The organism is Pseudomonas sp. SDO524_S393 (assembly GCF_054071875.1).
Window position 1 is genome coordinate 19,049 of record NZ_JBSVVZ010000020.1, and the last position, 17,558, is coordinate 36,606.

The following is a 17,558-nucleotide window of genomic DNA, read 5'->3' on the forward strand; positions in this document are numbered from 1 at the left end:
TTTCTTGCACAGAGTTGACACCTATGTCAACGATTCTGCAAAAACACCACATACCCTCGAAACCACTCACTTTCCTTCAAATACGCCGGTGCATCCCACGTGCCGCCCTGTATCAAGCCGATCTTGAACGGCAGCCCCAGTCGGTTCATCCGGGGCAGGTATGCCGCATAGTCCGGGATGCTGTGCCGGCCCTGGTAGGTCTGTACCACCACTTCATCCACCACGCCTTTGAGTTGGGCGATGGCGGTCGGGTCGGCGTTGCTGCTCCAGTCCAGCAGGCCGGTGATGCTCAGGCGCAGGTCGGTGGGCAGGCGTTGGCGCAGGTCGCGCAGGAAGTGGGTGTATTCGTGCAGGTATTGGGTGCGGGCGTCGAAGTCGATCTGGATGCCGACCACCGGGTTGCCCGCGTCGCGCCAGCGTTGCACCTGGCCGAGCAGTTGGGTGTAGACCGGTTCCGGCCAGCGCAGCGTGTGGGCGCGGTACACCACCCACACGTCGCCCTGGGTGAGGCGCGGCACGCCCATGCCCTGGGCAATCAGCCGCACGCCCTGTTGCGGCGCGCGGCGGCTGGCGTTGATCTGGCCCTGGAGGATGTACAGGGTTTTCGCCTGTTCGAGCACCGGCTGCGGCGTCACACCGCTCCACAGCCAGAACGCGTCATAGTCGCGGGCGTCGACGGCGCCGAAGGCCGGGCTTGTCAGCAACAGCACGCCGAGCCACAGGTGTTTCACCAGTAGTACTGCAGTGATTTGCCCCACTGGGTGTCGGCGAAACTGGTTTTGAGCTGACGGAACCAGGCCTTGCGCACGGCCGGTTCCACCTCGACGCCGCCGCAACTGTTGTAGCCGGCGGGCGCGTAGCAGTTGATGGCACGAAACAGCGCATAGGCCTTGTCATTTTTCGGCGCCTTGCTATCGCCGATCACCTGTTTGTAACCGTCGAGCCGCGAGAAGGTGTCACCTTCGAAATTGGACGCGGTACTGCCCAGACTGCCGGCGGCGCGCGCCTGCTCAAGCGGCATGCCGTCGAGGTTGTTGCGCAGGATGAATTCACCGATGCAATTGAGACCCTGCGGGTTTTTTGGCTCAGCCTGCAAGGTGGCGGCGGTTTGCACGATACTCGGGCAGGCATAGCCGGATTCGGCCTTGTCGCCGTTCCACTGGAATAGCTTCAGCGTCTGGCTGGAACTGTAGACATACCCCAGGCTGGTGCCGAGCTTGTCCTCGGGGGGTGGCGTCGGCAGCTGTTTGAGGTCGTCGGCGAACGCGGCGAACTGCCCCCGCAGCAGGTCTTTGTACAACAGCACGAATTGCGCGGTCTCGCGTTCCAGCGGGTCGTGGGCCTGAGCGCTCTGCTGGCGCAGCAGCTGCGGACCGGCAACGTTGCGCAGCAGGATGTAACGCACCTGCGGGGCGCTGATCGGCGAGTCGGTGGCGAACACCTTGGCCAACTGGCCGCTGCGCTCGTAGTTCAGCGCCAGGGCCAGCTCCAGTTGGTCTCGCTGCAACGGCAGTTTCGCCAGCGGCAACAGCTTGAGCCACAGGGCTTCGGCACCTTGCCAGTCCTTTTTATCTTCCAGTGCCAACGCCCGCAGGGTCTGTTGGCTGAAGGCAAAGTAGTCCAGGTTCGCCGGCACTTCGTGGGGCAGAAGCTTCAAGGCACTGTCCGGCTGATGCTCCACGTACAGGGCATACACCGCGCGCAGGTAGTCGTATTGCGCGGGGTTGTTGGCGAACACCGCTTTGCGCTTGTCGAGTGCTTCGCGGGTGAGGGAAGGGGGCGTGTGCGCGCGCATCAGCATCAGGTCGCTGACCAGTTGAAGCATCGGCGTGTCGATGGCGCCAGTGCTGACCATCAGCAGCTTGGTGTCGGCTTCTTCCACCAGCTCATCCACGGACACGTTGCGCTGGGCGTCAGCGGTTTGTGTCAGCTCCCGGGCATAGGCTTCGGCGAGTTTGGGGTTGTCGTCCGCCAGCCAGTACACGCGCCGTAGCAGGCCGCGCGCAGAGGCGGTGTATTCGCCCTGTGGATAAGCCTTCAGGTAGTGGTCGAAAGCCTGCTGGGCCTCGGCCAGTGCGGGCTTGTCCACACGCTCCAGTTGCGGCACGCCGTAGTCGTCATAGGTGTTGGCCTGCGCCTGGTTGAGCGCGTTTCGCGCGGTCATGTACAGCGCGGTTTCCTTCAGCCACGGCACGTTGGAGGCGCCGGCGGCGGCAAAGCCACGTCCGGCCTCGGCAAAACGACCGCTGTAGAAATCGGCGGCGGCTTGCAGGTAGGTACGAAACAGTTGGCCGTCGCTGGACTGGATCTGCTGCGGGTCTGCCACGATCGGCCCTTCCCAGCTGCAGGTGGTGAGCAACTGTAGCCGCGCCTTCACCAGCAGCTCGCGCTCGGGCGTCGGCATGTCGGCCTTGACCACCTGGCGGACAAACGCGGTGGCACTGTCATCGTCGTTGCTGCGGCAACGGCTGCCTTCGCCGCTGAGGAAGGCTTCGCCGGCGGTTTTGTATTCCTCGCGCTGGATGCCAAGGGGCTTGAGCAGGGTATCGAGTTCGGCAGTACGCGAGTCGTCGGCGCCGTTGTCGGGCTCGGTGCTCGAATCGGCGTGACGGGCCAGGCGATAGACCGGGAAGGGCACCGGGCCGAAACCCTGGGCCAGGTCATCTTCATCCAGTGCAGCAGGGCTCAGGGGCGCGGCTTTCTGGTCGGCCAGCAACAGGCGCAGGTTGGTGCGGCTGTCGTTGCCGGGACTCAGGAACGGCAGGTTGTTGCACGTGTCGAGGGTGTCACGCGAAACCCTCCAGTCGGGAAAGCAGAAGTCGTCGGAGCTGGCCTGGGCCTGAAGGGAGGTGCCGGCGAGCAATGCCAGTGCCAGGGGCGGCAGAAAACCGATGCGCATGACGTGTCCTTGATCCTGAGTCCTTGGAAGGCGCCAATCATAGCGTGATCCCGCCGGGGCGTAGGTGAAGGCCCACACAAATTACCGATTTGTCCGATTGAGGGTAGTGGCAATTTAACTCCGCTGCCCTAGACTGAGCCATCGTCAGGGAGGTCGTATGAAGCAGTTACGTGAATGGATTTTCGGAGTTTCCTGCCTGATGGCAATGGCGCCGCCGGTACTGGCGGATGACCCGTTGCTGGACCACCCACCCGCAGCCACCACCAGCAGCGAAGGTGAGGCGCGTGGCGTCTTGCGCGCCCGCGACCAGGCAGTGCTGGCCAGCGAATTGTCGGGGCGGATCGTCGACCTGCCGTTCAGCGAGGGCGAGTCGTTCAAAAAGGGCGACACCCTGGCGCGTTTCGATTGCTCGGCCTATCAGGCCCAACTCAATGCCGCCCAGGCGGCCAGCCGGGGCGCCGGCGAGGAACTGTCCCACAACAAACAACTGGCGGCGTTGAACTCGGTCGGGCGTTTTGAAGTGGCGCGGGCTGAAGCCAAGCTCACCGAAACCCAGGCCCAGTCCCAGGTCTATCAGGTGCAGGTCAAGCGGTGCAGCGTGCTGGCGCCGTATGACGGCCAAGTGGTGCAGCGCAAGGTCCAGCGCTACGAAAGCGTTTCGGTCGGCACGCCTTTGCTGGAGATCGTCGACAACCGCAGCCTGGAGATCCACCTGCTGGTGCCTTCGCGCTGGATGAGCAAGCTCAAGCCGGGCCAGACCTTCAATTTCACCCCGGATGAAACCGGTCAGGCGTTCAATGCCACGGTCAAGCGCCTGGGTGCGCGTATCGATGAAGGCAGCCAGACGCTGCTGCTGGTCGCCACCGTGTCCAACGCCTCCGGGCTGATGGCCGGCATGAGCGGCACCGCCCACTTTGCGCAACTGCAATGAACGCGCCGCTGCTGGGCAACACAGAACGAGTGTTCGCGCAGTTTCTCGACCTGGAACGCCAGACCCGCGCCGCGCGCAGCACTGAGCAACTGGCCTACAGCCTGGTCAATGACGGGCAGTCGCTGTTCGGTTATCGCCATGCCGCTTTGCTGATCGCCGGCAAGGTGCAGGCGGTGACGGCGGTGAGCAGCGTTGACCCGAATGCGCCGTTCGTAGCGTTCGTCGAGCAGGCGGTGGCGCAACTGCACAAACAGTCGTTGGCGCAGACGGCACGCGTGGTGTCGACCGAGTCACTGAGCGACCAGGTGCAGGCTGACTGGCAAAGCCTGTCGACTGGGCAGGTGTTCTGGTTGCCGCTGATCGATCCCCAGGGCCGTGTGTTCGGTGGTTTATGGCTGGCGCGCGAGACCCCGTGGAACCCTCCCGAACAGGTATTGCTGGCCCAATTGGGTGATACCTACAGCCATGCCTGGCGGGCCCTGCAACCGCGCCAGCCGTGGCGACTGCGCTTGACCCGCAAACGCCAGGTGCTGGCGGTGATCGCCTTGCTGCTGATGCTGTTGATTCCGGTGCGTCAATCGGTGCTGGCGCCCGCTGAAGTGGTGCCGCTGGCCGGGCAAGTGGTGGCCGCGCCCCTGGACGGCGTGATTGCCGAGTTTCTGGTCAAGCCCAACCAGACGGTAAAAACCGGCGACCTGCTGCTGCGTTTTGAAAGCACCACCCTCACGGCCCAGGCCGATGTGGCCGCGCGCGCCCTGGGCGTTGCCGAAGCCGAACTCAAGGCCAATGCGCAGCGTGCGTTTGCCGACGCCGAGTCGAACTCGCGCATCGATTTGCTGGCCGCCCGCGTCGAGCAAAAGCGCGCCGAACGGGATTACGCCCGGGAACTGCTCAAACGCAGCGAGGTGCGCGCCGAGCGAGATGGCATTGCGGTGTTCGCCGACGCCGAGCGCTGGACCGGCAAGCCCGTGCAGACCGGCGAGCGCCTGTTGCAGATCGCCGACCCCGGCCAGGCCGAATTACGCATCGAGCTGGCGGTGGGCGACGCCATCGCCCTGGAGCCCGATGCCCAGGTGGCGTTGTTCCTCGACAGCGACCCGTTGAAGCGTCATCTGGCCACCCTGCAACGCGTCGCCTACGAGGCGCAGCCCACGCCGGGCGGCCAACTGGCGTATCGCCTCGACGCGCAGTTCAATGAGCCTCCCCCGCGCATCGGGCTGCGGGGCACCGCAAAAATCTTCGGCGAACGCGCGCCGCTGGCCCTGTACCTGCTGCGTCGGCCATTGGCGGGCCTGCGCCAAAGCGTGGGTCTGTGATGAACCTGCCCGGGCTGCGTGAAGACTTGCAACTGTCCAGCGCCGGCGCGGCACTGGACGGCTCGCCGCGCTGGACCCTGGCCGACCCGGTGCGCGGGCGCTATTTCAAACTGGGCGCCACCGCGATCCGCTTGCTGCGCCACTGGTCCCTGGGCGACCCGCAGAAAGTATTGCAAGCGGCCAACCGCGAGCCGGGCCTGCCACTGGGCGAGCACGAAGTGGAGGAACTGCTGGGCTTTTTGCGCACCCACGACCTGATCGCGGCGCTGGACCCTCAGCAGCGCGCCAGCTACCTCTACAAGGCCCGCGCCCAGAAGCAGGGTCTGTGGACAGTCCTGCTGCACCAATACCTGTTTTTCCGCATCCCGCTGTGGCGGCCCGACGCGTTCCTCAATCGCACCTGGCCGTGGCTGGCGCGGTTCGGGCCGCGATTGCTGCGCTATGGTCTGCCGCTGGTGCTGGGCCTGGGGGTGTTTCTGGTGGCGCGGGACTGGCAGCGTTTTCTGGCGACCTTCCCGCACCTGTTCAGCCTGGGTGGCGCGCTGGCGTTTGGCACCGCGCTGTTCTTCGCCAAGCTGTGCCATGAGTTCGGCCATGCGTTCATGGCCAAGCGCGCCGGCTGCCGGGTGCAGAGCATGGGGGTGGCATTCATGGTGCTGCTGCCCATGTTCTACACCGATGTGAGTGACGCCTGGCGCGTGAATGATCGCCGCGCGCGGCTGATGATCGGTGCCGGCGGGGTGATGGCCGAACTGCTGCTGGCCTGCCTGGCGCTGCTGGCCTGGTCGCTGTTGCCGGACGGCCCGGCACGCACGGCTGCGTTCATGCTGGCCAGTGCCACCTGGCTGACGACCCTGGCGATCAACCTCAACCCGTTCATGCGCTTTGATGGTTATTTTCTGATCAGCGATCTATGGGGCGTCGACAACCTGCAAGGCCGCGCCTTTGCTCTGTGTCGCTGGCGCTTGCGCGAGGCCCTGTTCGGTTATGGCGAGCCTGCACCGGAGCCGTGGTCGCCGGTCATGCAGCGGCGCTTGCTGGGGTGGGGCTACCTGGCGTGGCTGTGGCGCGCGGCGTTGTTCCTGGGAATCGCGCTGGCGGTGTATCACCTGTTCTTCAAGCTACTGGGGATCTTCCTGATGCTGGTGGAACTGGTGTGGTTCATCTTCCTGCCGATCTTCAAGGAATGGCGCGAATGGTGGAGCCGACGCAGCCAGGCGTATGCCCCCCGCGTATGGCTCAGTGGCCTGGGGCTGGTGCTGATCCTGTTGGCGCTGGTGGTGCCGTGGCGCAGCGCCGTGGAGTTGCCGGCCATGCTGGAGGCGGGGCGCTCCAGTGCGTTGCATGCGCCAGTGGCGGCGCGCATCCAGCAGCTACGCGTGGTCGACGGTCAGGTGGTGACCCAGGGGCAGGTGTTGATCGAACTCGAGTCCCCGGACCTGGCCGCGCGGCAAGGCATCGTGCGTCGTGAAGTGGAGATCCTGCAGTTGCAGATGCGCCGCCAGGCAGGGCGCAGCGAGACGGCGGCGGATGCCGGCATCAATGACCAGCGCCTGTCCCAGGCCCTGGCCGAATACCGTGGCCTGGCCGCCCAGCGTGAGCGACTGCTGCTGCGCGCGCCCCATGCCGGCACCGTGCGTGATCTGTCGCCGCAACTGAGCGCGGGGCGCTGGGTGTCACCCAGGGAATCGCTGGCGCGCATCGTCGAAGACGGTGCGCGGCTGCGTGGCTACCTGGCTGAAGCCGAGCTGTGGCGCGTGGCACCGGGTGCGACCGGGCGGTTTATCGCTGACGATCCGATGCATGCGGCCATCCCGGTGGAACTGACGGAGATCGATACCAACGGTGTGGCCTACCTGGATCAGGAGGCGCTGACCTCTGATCACCATGGGCCGATTGCCGTGCGTCGCGACGAAAACCAGCGGCCGGAACCGGTGCAGGCGCAGTACGGCGCGCGATTGAACAGTGTGCAACCGATCCCGACGCCCCGTCAGCCGCTGCGCGGTGTGGTGGTGTTGCAGGGGCGCAGCGAGTCGGTGCTGGGTGTGACCTGGCGCCGGGCGGCGGCGCTGGGGGTGCGTGAAAGCGGGTTCTGACAGGAGTTGAAAGCGATGTTGAACAAGGAAGGCGCCCTGGCGCAGGGGTTGGTGGTGCGCCCGTCACGGGACAGCGACAAGCCGTTTTTGCAGGCGCTGTATCACTCGGCGCGTGCGGATTTACAGTGGATCGACGGCGAGCGGGCGCTGGTGGAAGAGGTGATTGCCCAGCAGTTCCAGGTGCAGGAAAAGGGCATGGACGAACACTTCCCCGGCGCCCTGCATTACGTGATCGAGAAACTGGGCACGGCCATCGGCGCCTTGAGTGCCGACTTCGGTGCCAACGAGATTCGCGTGCTGTACCTGGCGTTCATTCCCGCTGCGCGCGGCCAGGGTTTTGGGCGCGCGGTGTTGCAAGGGGTGCAGCAGGCGGCGGCGCAGGTGCAGTGCCCGGTGGCCACGGTGGTGTGGGCGAGCAACCCCCATGCGCGCCAGCATTACCTGGCGCTGGGGTTTCAAGTGCAAGAGCAGACACCCGCCGCGCAACGGCTGGTGTGGTACCCGTCTCAGTTGAACACGATGCAGAAGTAGCCGCGCTCGCTGTCGCGGCCCATGGCGGGTTCGCGGGAGACGAACACCTGTTCCAGGGTGGCGCCGGGCAGCGGCAGGCGGCATAAGCCATCGACGAAGTCCGTCGGGCCCAGGCTGTTGAGTTGCACACTGAACGCCTCGCGCGGGCTGCCCGGCAAGGTGGCGTCCGGTGTTTCGCGCAGGCTCTGGACCTGGATCGGCAGCGCCGAGCCGTCCGGCAGGTACAGCACGCTGGTGCGCGCCAGCAAAGGTCGGAAGTGTTCGAGGGTGACCAGGTTCAGCATAGGAAAGCTCCACGTCAGAAGTGCCGAGGCTCGCGAGCCTCGGCCAAGGCAGTGCGTCAGCCGCGTGACGGAAAGATGCCGTTGAGGGCAATGCTGAAGTTGATCGCCAGGAAGGGGTTCATGGACGCCATGGGTTGGCCCTGGCCGGCCGGGCCGATTGTCGGGCTTGTCACCGTGGTGGTCACACCCTGGAGCGGCACCGGGTTGGGGCCCTGTTGGTCCGAGTAGATCGTAGCGCTGCCCGGCCCGCTGCCGGAGGCGCCGATAAAGGAGTTGGTGGCGGTGGGTATTGTCACCGGGTTGCTGGTCGCGCTCGTCAGTTGAATGGCCGTGGTGGCGGTGATCGCGGTGGCGGTGTGGGTATGGACCGGCAGGTTGACCAGGGTGGCGGTCACGGATTCGGTGCCGGAAAAGTCGCCGATGACGCGCGGGGTCAGGCCCGCGCCGTTGCCTTGGCCGACGGGCAGCCGGCTTTGCAGGTCCGGCAACTTGAAGGTTTGCACGCCATCGCCGCCGTAGGTGGTGGTGATCAGGGCGAACAACGCCTGGTTCTGGCTGATGGAAACGATCTGGCCGGCGCACAAGGCCCAGCCCTGCGGGGCAAAGTTAAATGCAAAGGGTTGAATGGTGCCGATGAATACTTCCATGAATCGCTCATCCTTGTATGGGCTATACGGAGTGTGACGCCAATCGATCTGACGTCATCGCAGAGCGTAGACGCAGGTCTTGCGGGTTGCCCGGCGGTTGCGAAACAGCGAGCGAACCGAGGGCTTTTGACCTAGAGTGGCGCTTGTTTGCGCAGGCGCAGGTTTTGCCCGGGAAACGGGCAGTGGTGAGGAAACAGAGGTGCGACGGTCTGTGGTAGAGCAAGACGACAAGGTTGAGGCATTTCCCGCCGTCAACCGCCTCACGCAGGCCTGGGAAGGCGCGGCTTGGCTGAGCCGTCTGTGGTGGGTGCCGATCCTGGCGCTGGCCATGGCCTTGCGGTTTTACGGGCTGACGTCCGCCGCCATTTGGGGCGACGAAGGTTCCAGCCTGCTGCTCAGCGAATATGCCGTGGCCGACCTGTGGTTTCACGCAGCCCATGATGTGCATCCGCCGCTGTACTTTTTCATGCTGCGCGGGTGGATCGAGATCTTTGGCGACGGCATCTGGTCGATTCGCGGCATGAGCGCCATTCCGGGCGTGGTCGCGGTGGGCCTGGGCATCTGGCTGGTGCGGCAGTTGTCCACCCGACGGGCAGCGTTGCTCGCGGGTATCCTGCTGGCGTTGCTGCCGTCCGCCGTGCGGTACAGCCAGGAAGTGCGCATGTACTCGCTGCTGGCCGTGTGGCTGGTGGGCGCCACCCTGGCGCTGGTGTACTGGGTGCGCCAGCCGGAACGCACACGCTACCTGGCGGCCTATGTGCTGTTGATGAGCGCCGGTTTCTATACCCATTACTTCACCGCGCTGTGTGTGCTGGTGCACTGGGCCTACCTGGGGCTTTTGTGCACGTCCCAGGCGTCGGGCCAGCGCCTGATCACGCGCCCGGCCTGGTGGGCCGCCAATACCGTCATTGTGTTGTTGTACCTGCCCTGGCTACCGGGTCTGTTGGACCTGGTGCAGCACGTCGAACAGCTCAAGGTGGGCGGGGATATCGGCTGGGAAGACCCGGTCGGTTGGCTGTCGATGCCGTCGATGATCTGGCAGTTCATGCTCCAGGATGAAGGCACGGGCTTCTGGCCCCCGCTGTTCTGGCTGTTCCCCTTACTGTTGGTGGGCGTGGTGGTGGTGACCGCCTGGCGCGAGCGCGAACGTTATCGCCCGGCGGGCCTGCTGGCGCTGTTCTTTCTGTTGCCGCTGCTGTTGGTGTACGGCGTGTCGTTCATCTCGCCGGTCTTCATCGAGCGCTACCTCACGGTGTACGCCTTGGGCCTGCCGATGCTCGTGGCCCTGGCGATCGACCGCCTGCCCGCGCGTTTTTCCCTGCTGGGGGCGGCGCTGTTCGTGCTGTTCGCCGGCGTGGAACTGGTGGGGCTGAAGAACAACTTCACCGTGGACGAGCATGACCAGTTCAACGTGCCGGTGGAGTTCGTCAACCGCAATTACCAGGAAGACGACCGCATCGTCCTCAGCGACATGATGTGGTACCTCAGCTACGTCTATTACGACCAGACCGACGCCCAGTTGCAGCTCTATACCCCGCCCAGGCCCGACGGCACGCCGACGCGACCGAACGCCTATGGGTTCGGCACCCTGGTGGACCAGGACGGTGGACGCATTTACCTCGACCATTTGTCGGCGTTGCCCGCCGATACGCGGCGCGTGTGGCTGATCAGCAGCAACGAAGCGCCGGACGATTTCGCGCCGTTGCCCGACGGTTGGCGACTGTTGCTGCAACAGGACGGCGGCGGGGCGCGGGCCCGTCTTTTTGTCCTGTGCCACGGGCCAGAGCCCTTGCAGGCCGAGGGCTGCCGCTAATATCCAATCGGTATTGGGCGAATATCAAAATAGTGGCAAATGCCCACTAGTACACGCGGCAATCCTGAACTACGCTACGGGCACAAATGGATTTTGTCCTACAAGTGGTGAAGGGATTGCAGTATCACTTTATTTCCGGTTTGCCCCGTTCCGGGTCCACCCTGCTGGCCGCAATCCTGTTGCAGAACCCCCGTTTCCACGCGGGCATGAGCAGCCCGGTCGGCACGCTGTTCAACGGTGTGCTCGAGCAATGCAGTGCCGGTAGCGAATTCGGTTCGGTCATCGACCCCGGCACTCGGCGGCGCCTGCTGCGCGGGCTGTTTGACGCCTACTACGCCGACAAGACGTCCACCCAGGTGGTGTTCGACACCAACCGCCAGTGGTGCGCACGCATGCCGGCGCTGCACGACCTGTTTCCCCAGGCCAAAGTCATCGCCTGCGTGCGCAACGTGGCGTGGATCATGGACAGCGTCGAGCGCCTGTACCGTGCCAACCCCTTCGAAAACACCAAGCTGTTCAACGATGGCGCCGAGCGCAACACGGTGTACAGCCGTGTCGAGACCCTGGCCCAGCGCAACCGCCTGGTGGGCTACGCCTGGTCGGCGCTCAAAGAAGCCTACTACGGCGAAAACGCCGACAACCTGCTGGTCGTCGACTACGACCTGCTGTCCCAGGCCCCCGAGATGGTGATGCGTCTGGTCTATGGATTCATCGGCGAGCCGTGGTTCGAGCATGACTTCGACAACCTCAGCTACGACGCCCCCGATTTCGACGAAGCGCTGGGTGTGACCGGCCTGCACCGGGTCAAGCCGCGTGTAGCGTTGCAACCTCGGCGCACGATCCTGCCGCCCGATCTGTTCGAGCAGTTCGCGCACATGGATTTCTGGCGCGATGGCGCTTCGAGCGCCGCCAATGTGATTCGCACCAAAGCCGATGCCGCGATCAGTTGATCGCGGTTTTTTTCATTGCGGGTATCAACATTCGACAAGCGGGTGAGCAGCATGTGGTGGAGCAAAGCAAAGGCACGGCACACAACCAGTCACGCCACCTCCCTGGCGACGCCGATGATCATGCCTCTGGAGCCGCGCATGCTGTTCGACGGCGCGGTCGCCGCCACCGTGGCCGATGTGGCGCAAGCCGACAGCCATGCCACACCCACCGCCGATGCCCAGGCGCCCACCACCGAGCATGCGGGCGCCGGCAATGAAAGCCACCCGCAATCCGATGCGCCGCCCACCCCGGCACCGGTCGCCGTGCCCGGGCAGAGTGTGGTGTTTGTCGACGCACGGGTGAAGGATTCCGCCGAGCTGCTCAAGGGCGTCGCACCGGGCACCCAGGTGGTGCAACTCGATGCAAGCAAAGACGGCTTGCAGCAGATTGCCGATTACCTGAGCAGCCACCAGGGCGTGAGCTCCGTGCAGATCATCGCCCATGGCAACGCCGGCGATTTGTGGTTGGGCAACAGCTACCTGTCGGCGGACAACATCGGCGCGCGCAGCGAAGTGCTGGCACAGATCGGCCAAGGCATGAACGTGGGCGGCGATATCCTGATCTACGCCTGCAACACGGCGGCGGGCGACAAGGGCATCAACTTTGTCGACAGCCTGGCACAACTGACCGGGCGCGATATCGCCGCGTCCACCAACCGTACGGGCGCGGGCGGCGACTGGACCCTGGAAATCGCCACCGGCTCCATCGAGAGCCACACGGCGCTGTCGTACCAGGCCATGTCGGCTTACCAGTACGGGCTGGCCACGATCACGGTTCTCAATAACGACGACACGGGCGGCGGCAGCTTGCGTGATGCCCTGGTTCAGGCGCAGGCGGGGGATACCGTCACCTTCAACGCCGGCATGACGATCAACCTCAACACCCAGCTGGTGATTGCCAAAAACGTCACCATTGATGGCGACCTGAACAATGACGGTGTGGCTGACGTCACCCTCAGCGGGCAGTACAAAACCCAAGTGCTCAAGGTGAATTCCGGGGTCACCGCGACCCTCGACGGCCTGGTCATCACCAAGGGCCTGGCCGTCGGCCAGGGCGGCAACGGCGGTTCAGACGCGGCGGCGTCCATGGGCGGCGGTATCGTCAACGCCGGTAACCTGACCCTCAACAATGTGACGGTCACCAGCAACGCGGCCTCGGGCGGCGGCGGCGGTGGCGGTGTCAGAGGTGGCACTGTCGGCGGGGGCGGCGGCGGCGGTGGCGCGTTGGGCGGGCAGGCCGGCGGTCGCGGCGGTGACGCGGGCAACGGCCAAGGCTATTACGCTGGTAAAAGCGGTACGGCCAACACCGGTGGCAACGGCGGCGGCTACAACCTCACGGTCATGGGTGGCCGGGGTGGCAGCACCACCGGCGGTGCGGGTGCGGCAGGTGCGTTTGGCTACAGCAACGGTGGCGCCGGCGGCACGGCGAACAACGGCAGCCTGTCCATCGGTGGCGGCGGTGGCGGTTCGGGCTGGGACAGCACCGGACGCAGCGGCGCGGCGGCCAGTGGCGGTATCTACAACGCCAGCAACGCCACCCTGACCATCGTCGGCAACTCGGTCATCTCCAATAACGTTGCGGCCGGTGGCGGCGGCGGCGGTGGCGGCGGCAGTGGTGCCGGGGCATCTGGCGACCCGGGTGGCGTGGGCGGCAAAGGCGTCGGCGCGATCTGGAACAAGGGCACCTTGCTGATCACTGCGGCCAACTTCTCGGCACTCGGCAGCGGTAATAACAAAGCCGCCAGTGGTATCGGCGGTGCGGGCGGCGGCGGTGCGGGGACGACCCCGGCGTCGGTGGATGGCATCTACAACGACGGCGGCACGCTGAACACGGCCTACAACCCGGCGCCGACCGCGACCATCGTGGTGGCGAACCCGACCCAGCGCCTGGGCAGCACCTCGGTGGTGACCATTACGTTCAACCAGGCGGTCACGGGCTTCACCAATGCGGATTTGACGATTGCCAATGGCAGCCTGAGCGCGGTGAGTACCAGCGATGGCGGTATCACCTGGACCGCCACGTTCACCCCGGACGCCAGCGTGACCAGCGCCGCCAACCAGATCATCCTGAACAACGCCGGGGTCAACAGCGCGGCGACCGGCACCGCAGGCAGCGGCACCACCTTGTCCAACACTTACAGCGTCGACACCGTTCGGCCGACCGCCAGCATCGTGGTCGACAGCCCGGCGCTGAGCATCAGCGGCACGTCCCAGGTGCATATCACCTTCAGCGAGGCGGTCACCGGTTTCAGCCTGGGCGACATGACGGCGTCCAATGGCACCCTGAGCGGGTTGACCACCAGCGACAACATCCACTTCACCGCGACCCTCACGGCCACCGCGGGCAACAACAGTGCGGGCAACGTCATCACGCTGGACAACACGCTCTATACCGATACGTCGACCAACGCCGGCACCGGGACGACCCTCTCCAATACCTACTCGGTCGATACCGTGCGGCCCACCGCGAGCATCGTTGTCAGCAACACGGCGCTGAATATCGGCGGCACGTCCCTGGTGACCATCACCTTCAGCGAGGCCGTCACCGGTTTCACCACGGCTGACCTGACGGTGGCCGATGGCACCCTGAGCAACCTGACCACCAGCGACAACATCACCTGGACCGCCACCCTGACGGCGACCGCCGGGATCAGCCATACCGGCAATGTCATCACCCTGAACAACGCCGGGGTCAGCGACGCGGCGGGCAACGCCGGCACGGGCAGCACCAACTCCAACACCTACTCCGTCGATACCCAGCGGCCCAACGCGACCATCGTGTTCGGCAACACCAACCTGGGCATCGGCCAGACCTCTACCGTGACCATCACCTTCAACGAAGCGGTGACCGGCCTGACGCTGACCGACTTCACGGCGAGCAACGGTACCCTGAGCAACCTCAGCAGCAGTGACGGCGGCATCACCTGGACTGCCACGTTCACCCCGACGGCGGGCATCGTCAGCGCCAGCAACCACATCACCCTGGACAACACCGGCGTGCAGGATGCGGCGGGCAACGCCGGCAGCGGCACGACGGACTCCAACAACGTCGCCATTGATGGCGTGCGCCCAACCGCCACGGTGGTCGTCGCCAACACCTCCCTGGCGCTGGGCCAGACGTCGCTGGTGACGGTGACCTTCAGCGAGCCGGTGACCGGCTTCAGCAACACCGACCTGACCGTCGCCAACGGCACGCTGAGCGCCATGACCAGCAGCGATGGCGGCGTGACCTGGACCGGCACCTTCACACCGTTGGCGAATGTCACCGACACCACCAACCTCATCACCCTGAACAACACCGGCTACACCGACCTGAGCGGCAATACCGGCACGGGCACCACCGACTCCAACAACTACGCGATCGACACCCAGCGCCCCACCGCGACCATCGTGGTCGCCGACCCGGTGCTGACCGCCGGCGAAACCTCGCTGGTGACCATTACCTTCAGCGAGGCCATCACCGGCTTCACCCTGGCCGACCTGAGCGCGAGCCACGGCAGCCTGAGCGGGCTCAGCAGCAGCGACGGCGGTATCACCTGGACCGCCACGTTCACCCCGGGCGCCAACACCAACAGTGCGACCAACGTGATCACCCTGGCCAACACCGGCATTGCCGACATCGCCGGCAACGCGGGCGCGGGCAGCACCAGCTCGGCTAACTTCGTCATCAATACCGTGCTGCCTACCGCGACCATCGTGGTGGCGAACCCGGCACTGAACATCAATGGCACGTCCCAGGTGACCTTCACCTTCAACGAGGCGGTGACCGGTTTCACCAATGCCGACCTGACGGTGGCCAACGGCACGCTGAGCGGGCTCAGCAGCAGCGATGGCGGCATCACCTGGACAGCGACGTTTACCCCGACCAACGGCCTCGCCGACCCTACCAACCAGATCACCCTGGACAACAGCGGCGTGCAGGCCGTGTCTTCCGGCAACGCGGGCAGCGGCAGCAGCGTGTCCAACAACTACGCCATCGACACCCAGCGGCCGACCGCGACCATCTCGGTGAGCAACCCGCAGCTGGGCGTGGGCGGCAGCTCGCTGGTCACCATTACGTTCAGTGAAGCGGTGACCGGATTCAGCCTGGCTGACCTGACCACCGACAACGGCACGTTGAGCAACCTGACCACCAGCGACAACATCACCTGGACTGCCACCCTGACCCCGGCGGCCGGGATTTCCCAGGGCAACAATCACATCGTGCTGGACAACACCGGGGTGGACGACGTGGCCGGCAACAGCGGCTCGGGCACCACCACCTCCAATGCCTACGTCATCGACAGCCAGCGTCCAACCGCGACCATCGTGATCTCGGACCCCAACCTCACCGTTGGCGAGACGGCCACCGTGACCATCACCTTCAGCGAAGCGGTGACCGGATTTAACAACGGTGACCTGACCGTGCCCAACGGCACGCTCAGCACCCTGAGCAGCAGCGACGGCGGGATCACCTGGACCGGCACATACACGCCCAATATCAACGTGCAGGACAGCAGCAACCTGATCATCCTCAACAACACCGGCTATACCGACCTTGCAGGCAACACGGGGACGGGGACGACCAACTCGGCCAACTTCACCATCGATACGATGCAGCCCACGGCGACCATCGTGGTCGCCAGCCCCACGCTGAACGTCGGTGCGACTTCGCAGGTGACCATCACCTTCAGCGAAGCGGTGACCGGCTTCACCAATGCCGACCTGACCATCGCCAACGGTACGCTCAGTGCGGTGAGCAGCAGCGACGGCGGTATCACCTGGACCGCGACGTTCACGCCGACCAACAACATCAGCGACACCAGCAACGTGATCGTCCTGGATAACACCGGGGTGCAGAACGCCTCGGGCAACACCGGCAGTGGTACGACCAGCTCCAACAACTACAGCATCGACACCCAGCGCCCGACCGCGACGATCACGGTGGCCAACCCGAACCTGGGCATCGGCCAGACCACCACCGTGACTATCGCCTTCAGCGAAGCGGTGACGGGGTTCGACCTGTCGGACCTGAGCGTGGCCAATGCCACCTTGTCCAACCTGGCCAGCAGCGACGGCGGCAAAACCTGGACCGCCACGCTGACCCCGACCGCCGGCCTCACCGACCCGACCAACCTGATCGTGCTCGATACCAGCCTGGTCAACGACCTGGCGAGCAACAGCGGTTCGGGCATTGCCATTTCCAACAACTATGGCGTGGACGCCGACCGGCCCACCGCGACCATCTCGGTGGCCAACCCCAACCTGAGCGCGGGCCAGACCACCACCGTGACGTTCACCTTCAGCGAGAAGGTCACCGGTTTCGACCTGTCTGACTTGAGCGTGGCCAACGGGACCTTGTCCAACCTTGCCAGCAGCGATGGCGGCAAGACCTGGACCGCCACACTCACGCCTACGGCCAACCTGAATGATCCGAGCAACTTCATCACCCTCGATACCAGCCTGGTCACCGACCTGGCCGGCAACGCCGGCAGCGGGTTTGCCAACTCCAACAATTACGCGATCAGCACGATCTCGCTGACGGGCGATCCGCTGTTCCGCGTCACCGACCCGGTGGTGCCCAAGGTTGTCTCGAACGTACCGCTGCAACCGATCATCCACGGTCAGCCAAGTGGCGACCTGGGCTCACCGTTGAGCTTCCCGCCGCTGTTTGCGCCGCGTGAAGTAGGCGGCGGGCTGCCGCCGGTCGGCAGCATCTTCATCAACAACGGCGCCCTGTCGCCCAGCTTCATCGCCCAGGTGTTCAACAGCGACAGCGGCGATGGCAGTGGCAAGGGCTTCCTGGGTTTTGGTGGGGGCGATGGCGGTGTGTTCGGCGCCAGTACCCTGTCGAGCCTGTTCGATCGTGCACCGGGAGAAGACACCGGCCTCAAGGCGTTCGACAGCCACTCGATCAAAGGCGTGGGCGATCCGGCCCAGGGGCTGCGCGGCGTGTTCGGCGCACCCAGCCTTGGCCAGCAATTGCAACAGATCAACGAAACGGAACAGCGCCAGGTCGTCGCGCTGGCGCAGGCACTGCAACAGGTCGGCATCAGCGAAATGCCGGCTTGAA

The 17,558-nt window shown here is 65.1% G+C and carries 11 protein-coding genes; 7 read left to right on the plus strand and 4 right to left on the minus strand.

The features are described from left to right. Nucleotides 1-26: 26 nt before the first annotated feature. Together ACW9IB_RS11235 and ACW9IB_RS11240 are read right to left on the minus strand one after the other, a co-directional pair. The gene (locus tag ACW9IB_RS11235; RefSeq protein WP_457413656.1) at nucleotides 27-731 is read right to left on the minus strand and encodes a DUF3142 domain-containing protein; all 705 of its coding nucleotides are present in this window, start codon (nucleotides 729-731) and stop codon (nucleotides 27-29) included. Then, on the minus strand, nucleotides 728-2,899 hold the full coding sequence (locus ACW9IB_RS11240; protein ID WP_457413657.1) for an outer membrane assembly lipoprotein YfiO: 2,172 nt from the start codon (nucleotides 2,897-2,899) through the stop codon (nucleotides 728-730). Before ACW9IB_RS11240 ends, ACW9IB_RS11235 begins: the two co-directional genes overlap by 4 nt. A gap of 157 nt (nucleotides 2,900-3,056) precedes the next feature. Here ACW9IB_RS11240 and ACW9IB_RS11245 point away from each other — a divergent pair, with 157 nt between their 5' ends. The 4 genes from ACW9IB_RS11245 to ACW9IB_RS11260 are packed head-to-tail and all read left to right on the plus strand — an operon-like array spanning nucleotide 3,057 to nucleotide 7,773. Next, nucleotides 3,057-3,830 (plus strand): efflux RND transporter periplasmic adaptor subunit, encoded by a 774-nt coding sequence (locus ACW9IB_RS11245; RefSeq protein ID WP_457413658.1) that lies wholly within the window; start codon nucleotides 3,057-3,059, stop codon nucleotides 3,828-3,830. Beyond that, complete coding sequence (locus ACW9IB_RS11250) at nucleotides 3,827-5,146, plus strand: efflux RND transporter periplasmic adaptor subunit (protein ID WP_457413659.1); 1,320 nt, start codon at nucleotides 3,827-3,829, stop codon at nucleotides 5,144-5,146. The genes ACW9IB_RS11245 and ACW9IB_RS11250 overlap by 4 nt, the downstream gene beginning before the upstream one ends. Next, on the plus strand, nucleotides 5,146-7,242 hold the full coding sequence (locus ACW9IB_RS11255) for an HlyD family efflux transporter periplasmic adaptor subunit (RefSeq protein WP_457413660.1): 2,097 nt from the start codon (nucleotides 5,146-5,148) through the stop codon (nucleotides 7,240-7,242). The genes ACW9IB_RS11250 and ACW9IB_RS11255 overlap by 1 nt, the downstream gene beginning before the upstream one ends. Nucleotides 7,243-7,257: 15 nt before the next feature. Next, nucleotides 7,258-7,773 (plus strand): GNAT family N-acetyltransferase, encoded by a 516-nt coding sequence (locus tag ACW9IB_RS11260; protein ID WP_457413663.1) that lies wholly within the window; start codon nucleotides 7,258-7,260, stop codon nucleotides 7,771-7,773. Here ACW9IB_RS11260 and ACW9IB_RS11265 read toward each other — a convergent pair. Further along, nucleotides 7,749-8,057, minus strand: coding sequence for a hypothetical protein (locus tag ACW9IB_RS11265; RefSeq protein WP_457413664.1), 309 nt, complete (start codon nucleotides 8,055-8,057; stop codon nucleotides 7,749-7,751). The two genes, ACW9IB_RS11260 and ACW9IB_RS11265, sit on opposite strands and share 25 nt — an antisense overlap. 56 nt (nucleotides 8,058-8,113) lie before the next feature. Beyond that, nucleotides 8,114-8,704, minus strand: coding sequence for a phage tail protein (locus tag ACW9IB_RS11270; protein ID WP_457413665.1), 591 nt, complete (start codon nucleotides 8,702-8,704; stop codon nucleotides 8,114-8,116). A gap of 199 nt (nucleotides 8,705-8,903) precedes the next feature. Here ACW9IB_RS11270 and ACW9IB_RS11275 point away from each other — a divergent pair, with 199 nt between their 5' ends. From ACW9IB_RS11275 to ACW9IB_RS11285, 3 genes are all read left to right on the plus strand, one after another. Then, entirely contained in the window at nucleotides 8,904-10,517 is a 1,614-nt protein-coding gene (locus ACW9IB_RS11275; RefSeq protein ID WP_457413666.1) for a glycosyltransferase family 39 protein, read from the plus strand. Nucleotides 10,518-10,603: 86 nt separating this feature from the next. Continuing rightward, nucleotides 10,604-11,467 (plus strand): sulfotransferase family protein, encoded by an 864-nt coding sequence (locus tag ACW9IB_RS11280; RefSeq protein ID WP_457413668.1) that lies wholly within the window; start codon nucleotides 10,604-10,606, stop codon nucleotides 11,465-11,467. A gap of 114 nt (nucleotides 11,468-11,581) precedes the next feature. Next, the gene (locus ACW9IB_RS11285; RefSeq protein WP_457413669.1) at nucleotides 11,582-17,557 is read left to right on the plus strand and encodes an Ig-like domain-containing protein; all 5,976 of its coding nucleotides are present in this window, start codon (nucleotides 11,582-11,584) and stop codon (nucleotides 17,555-17,557) included. Nucleotide 17,558: the final 1 nt, after the last annotated feature.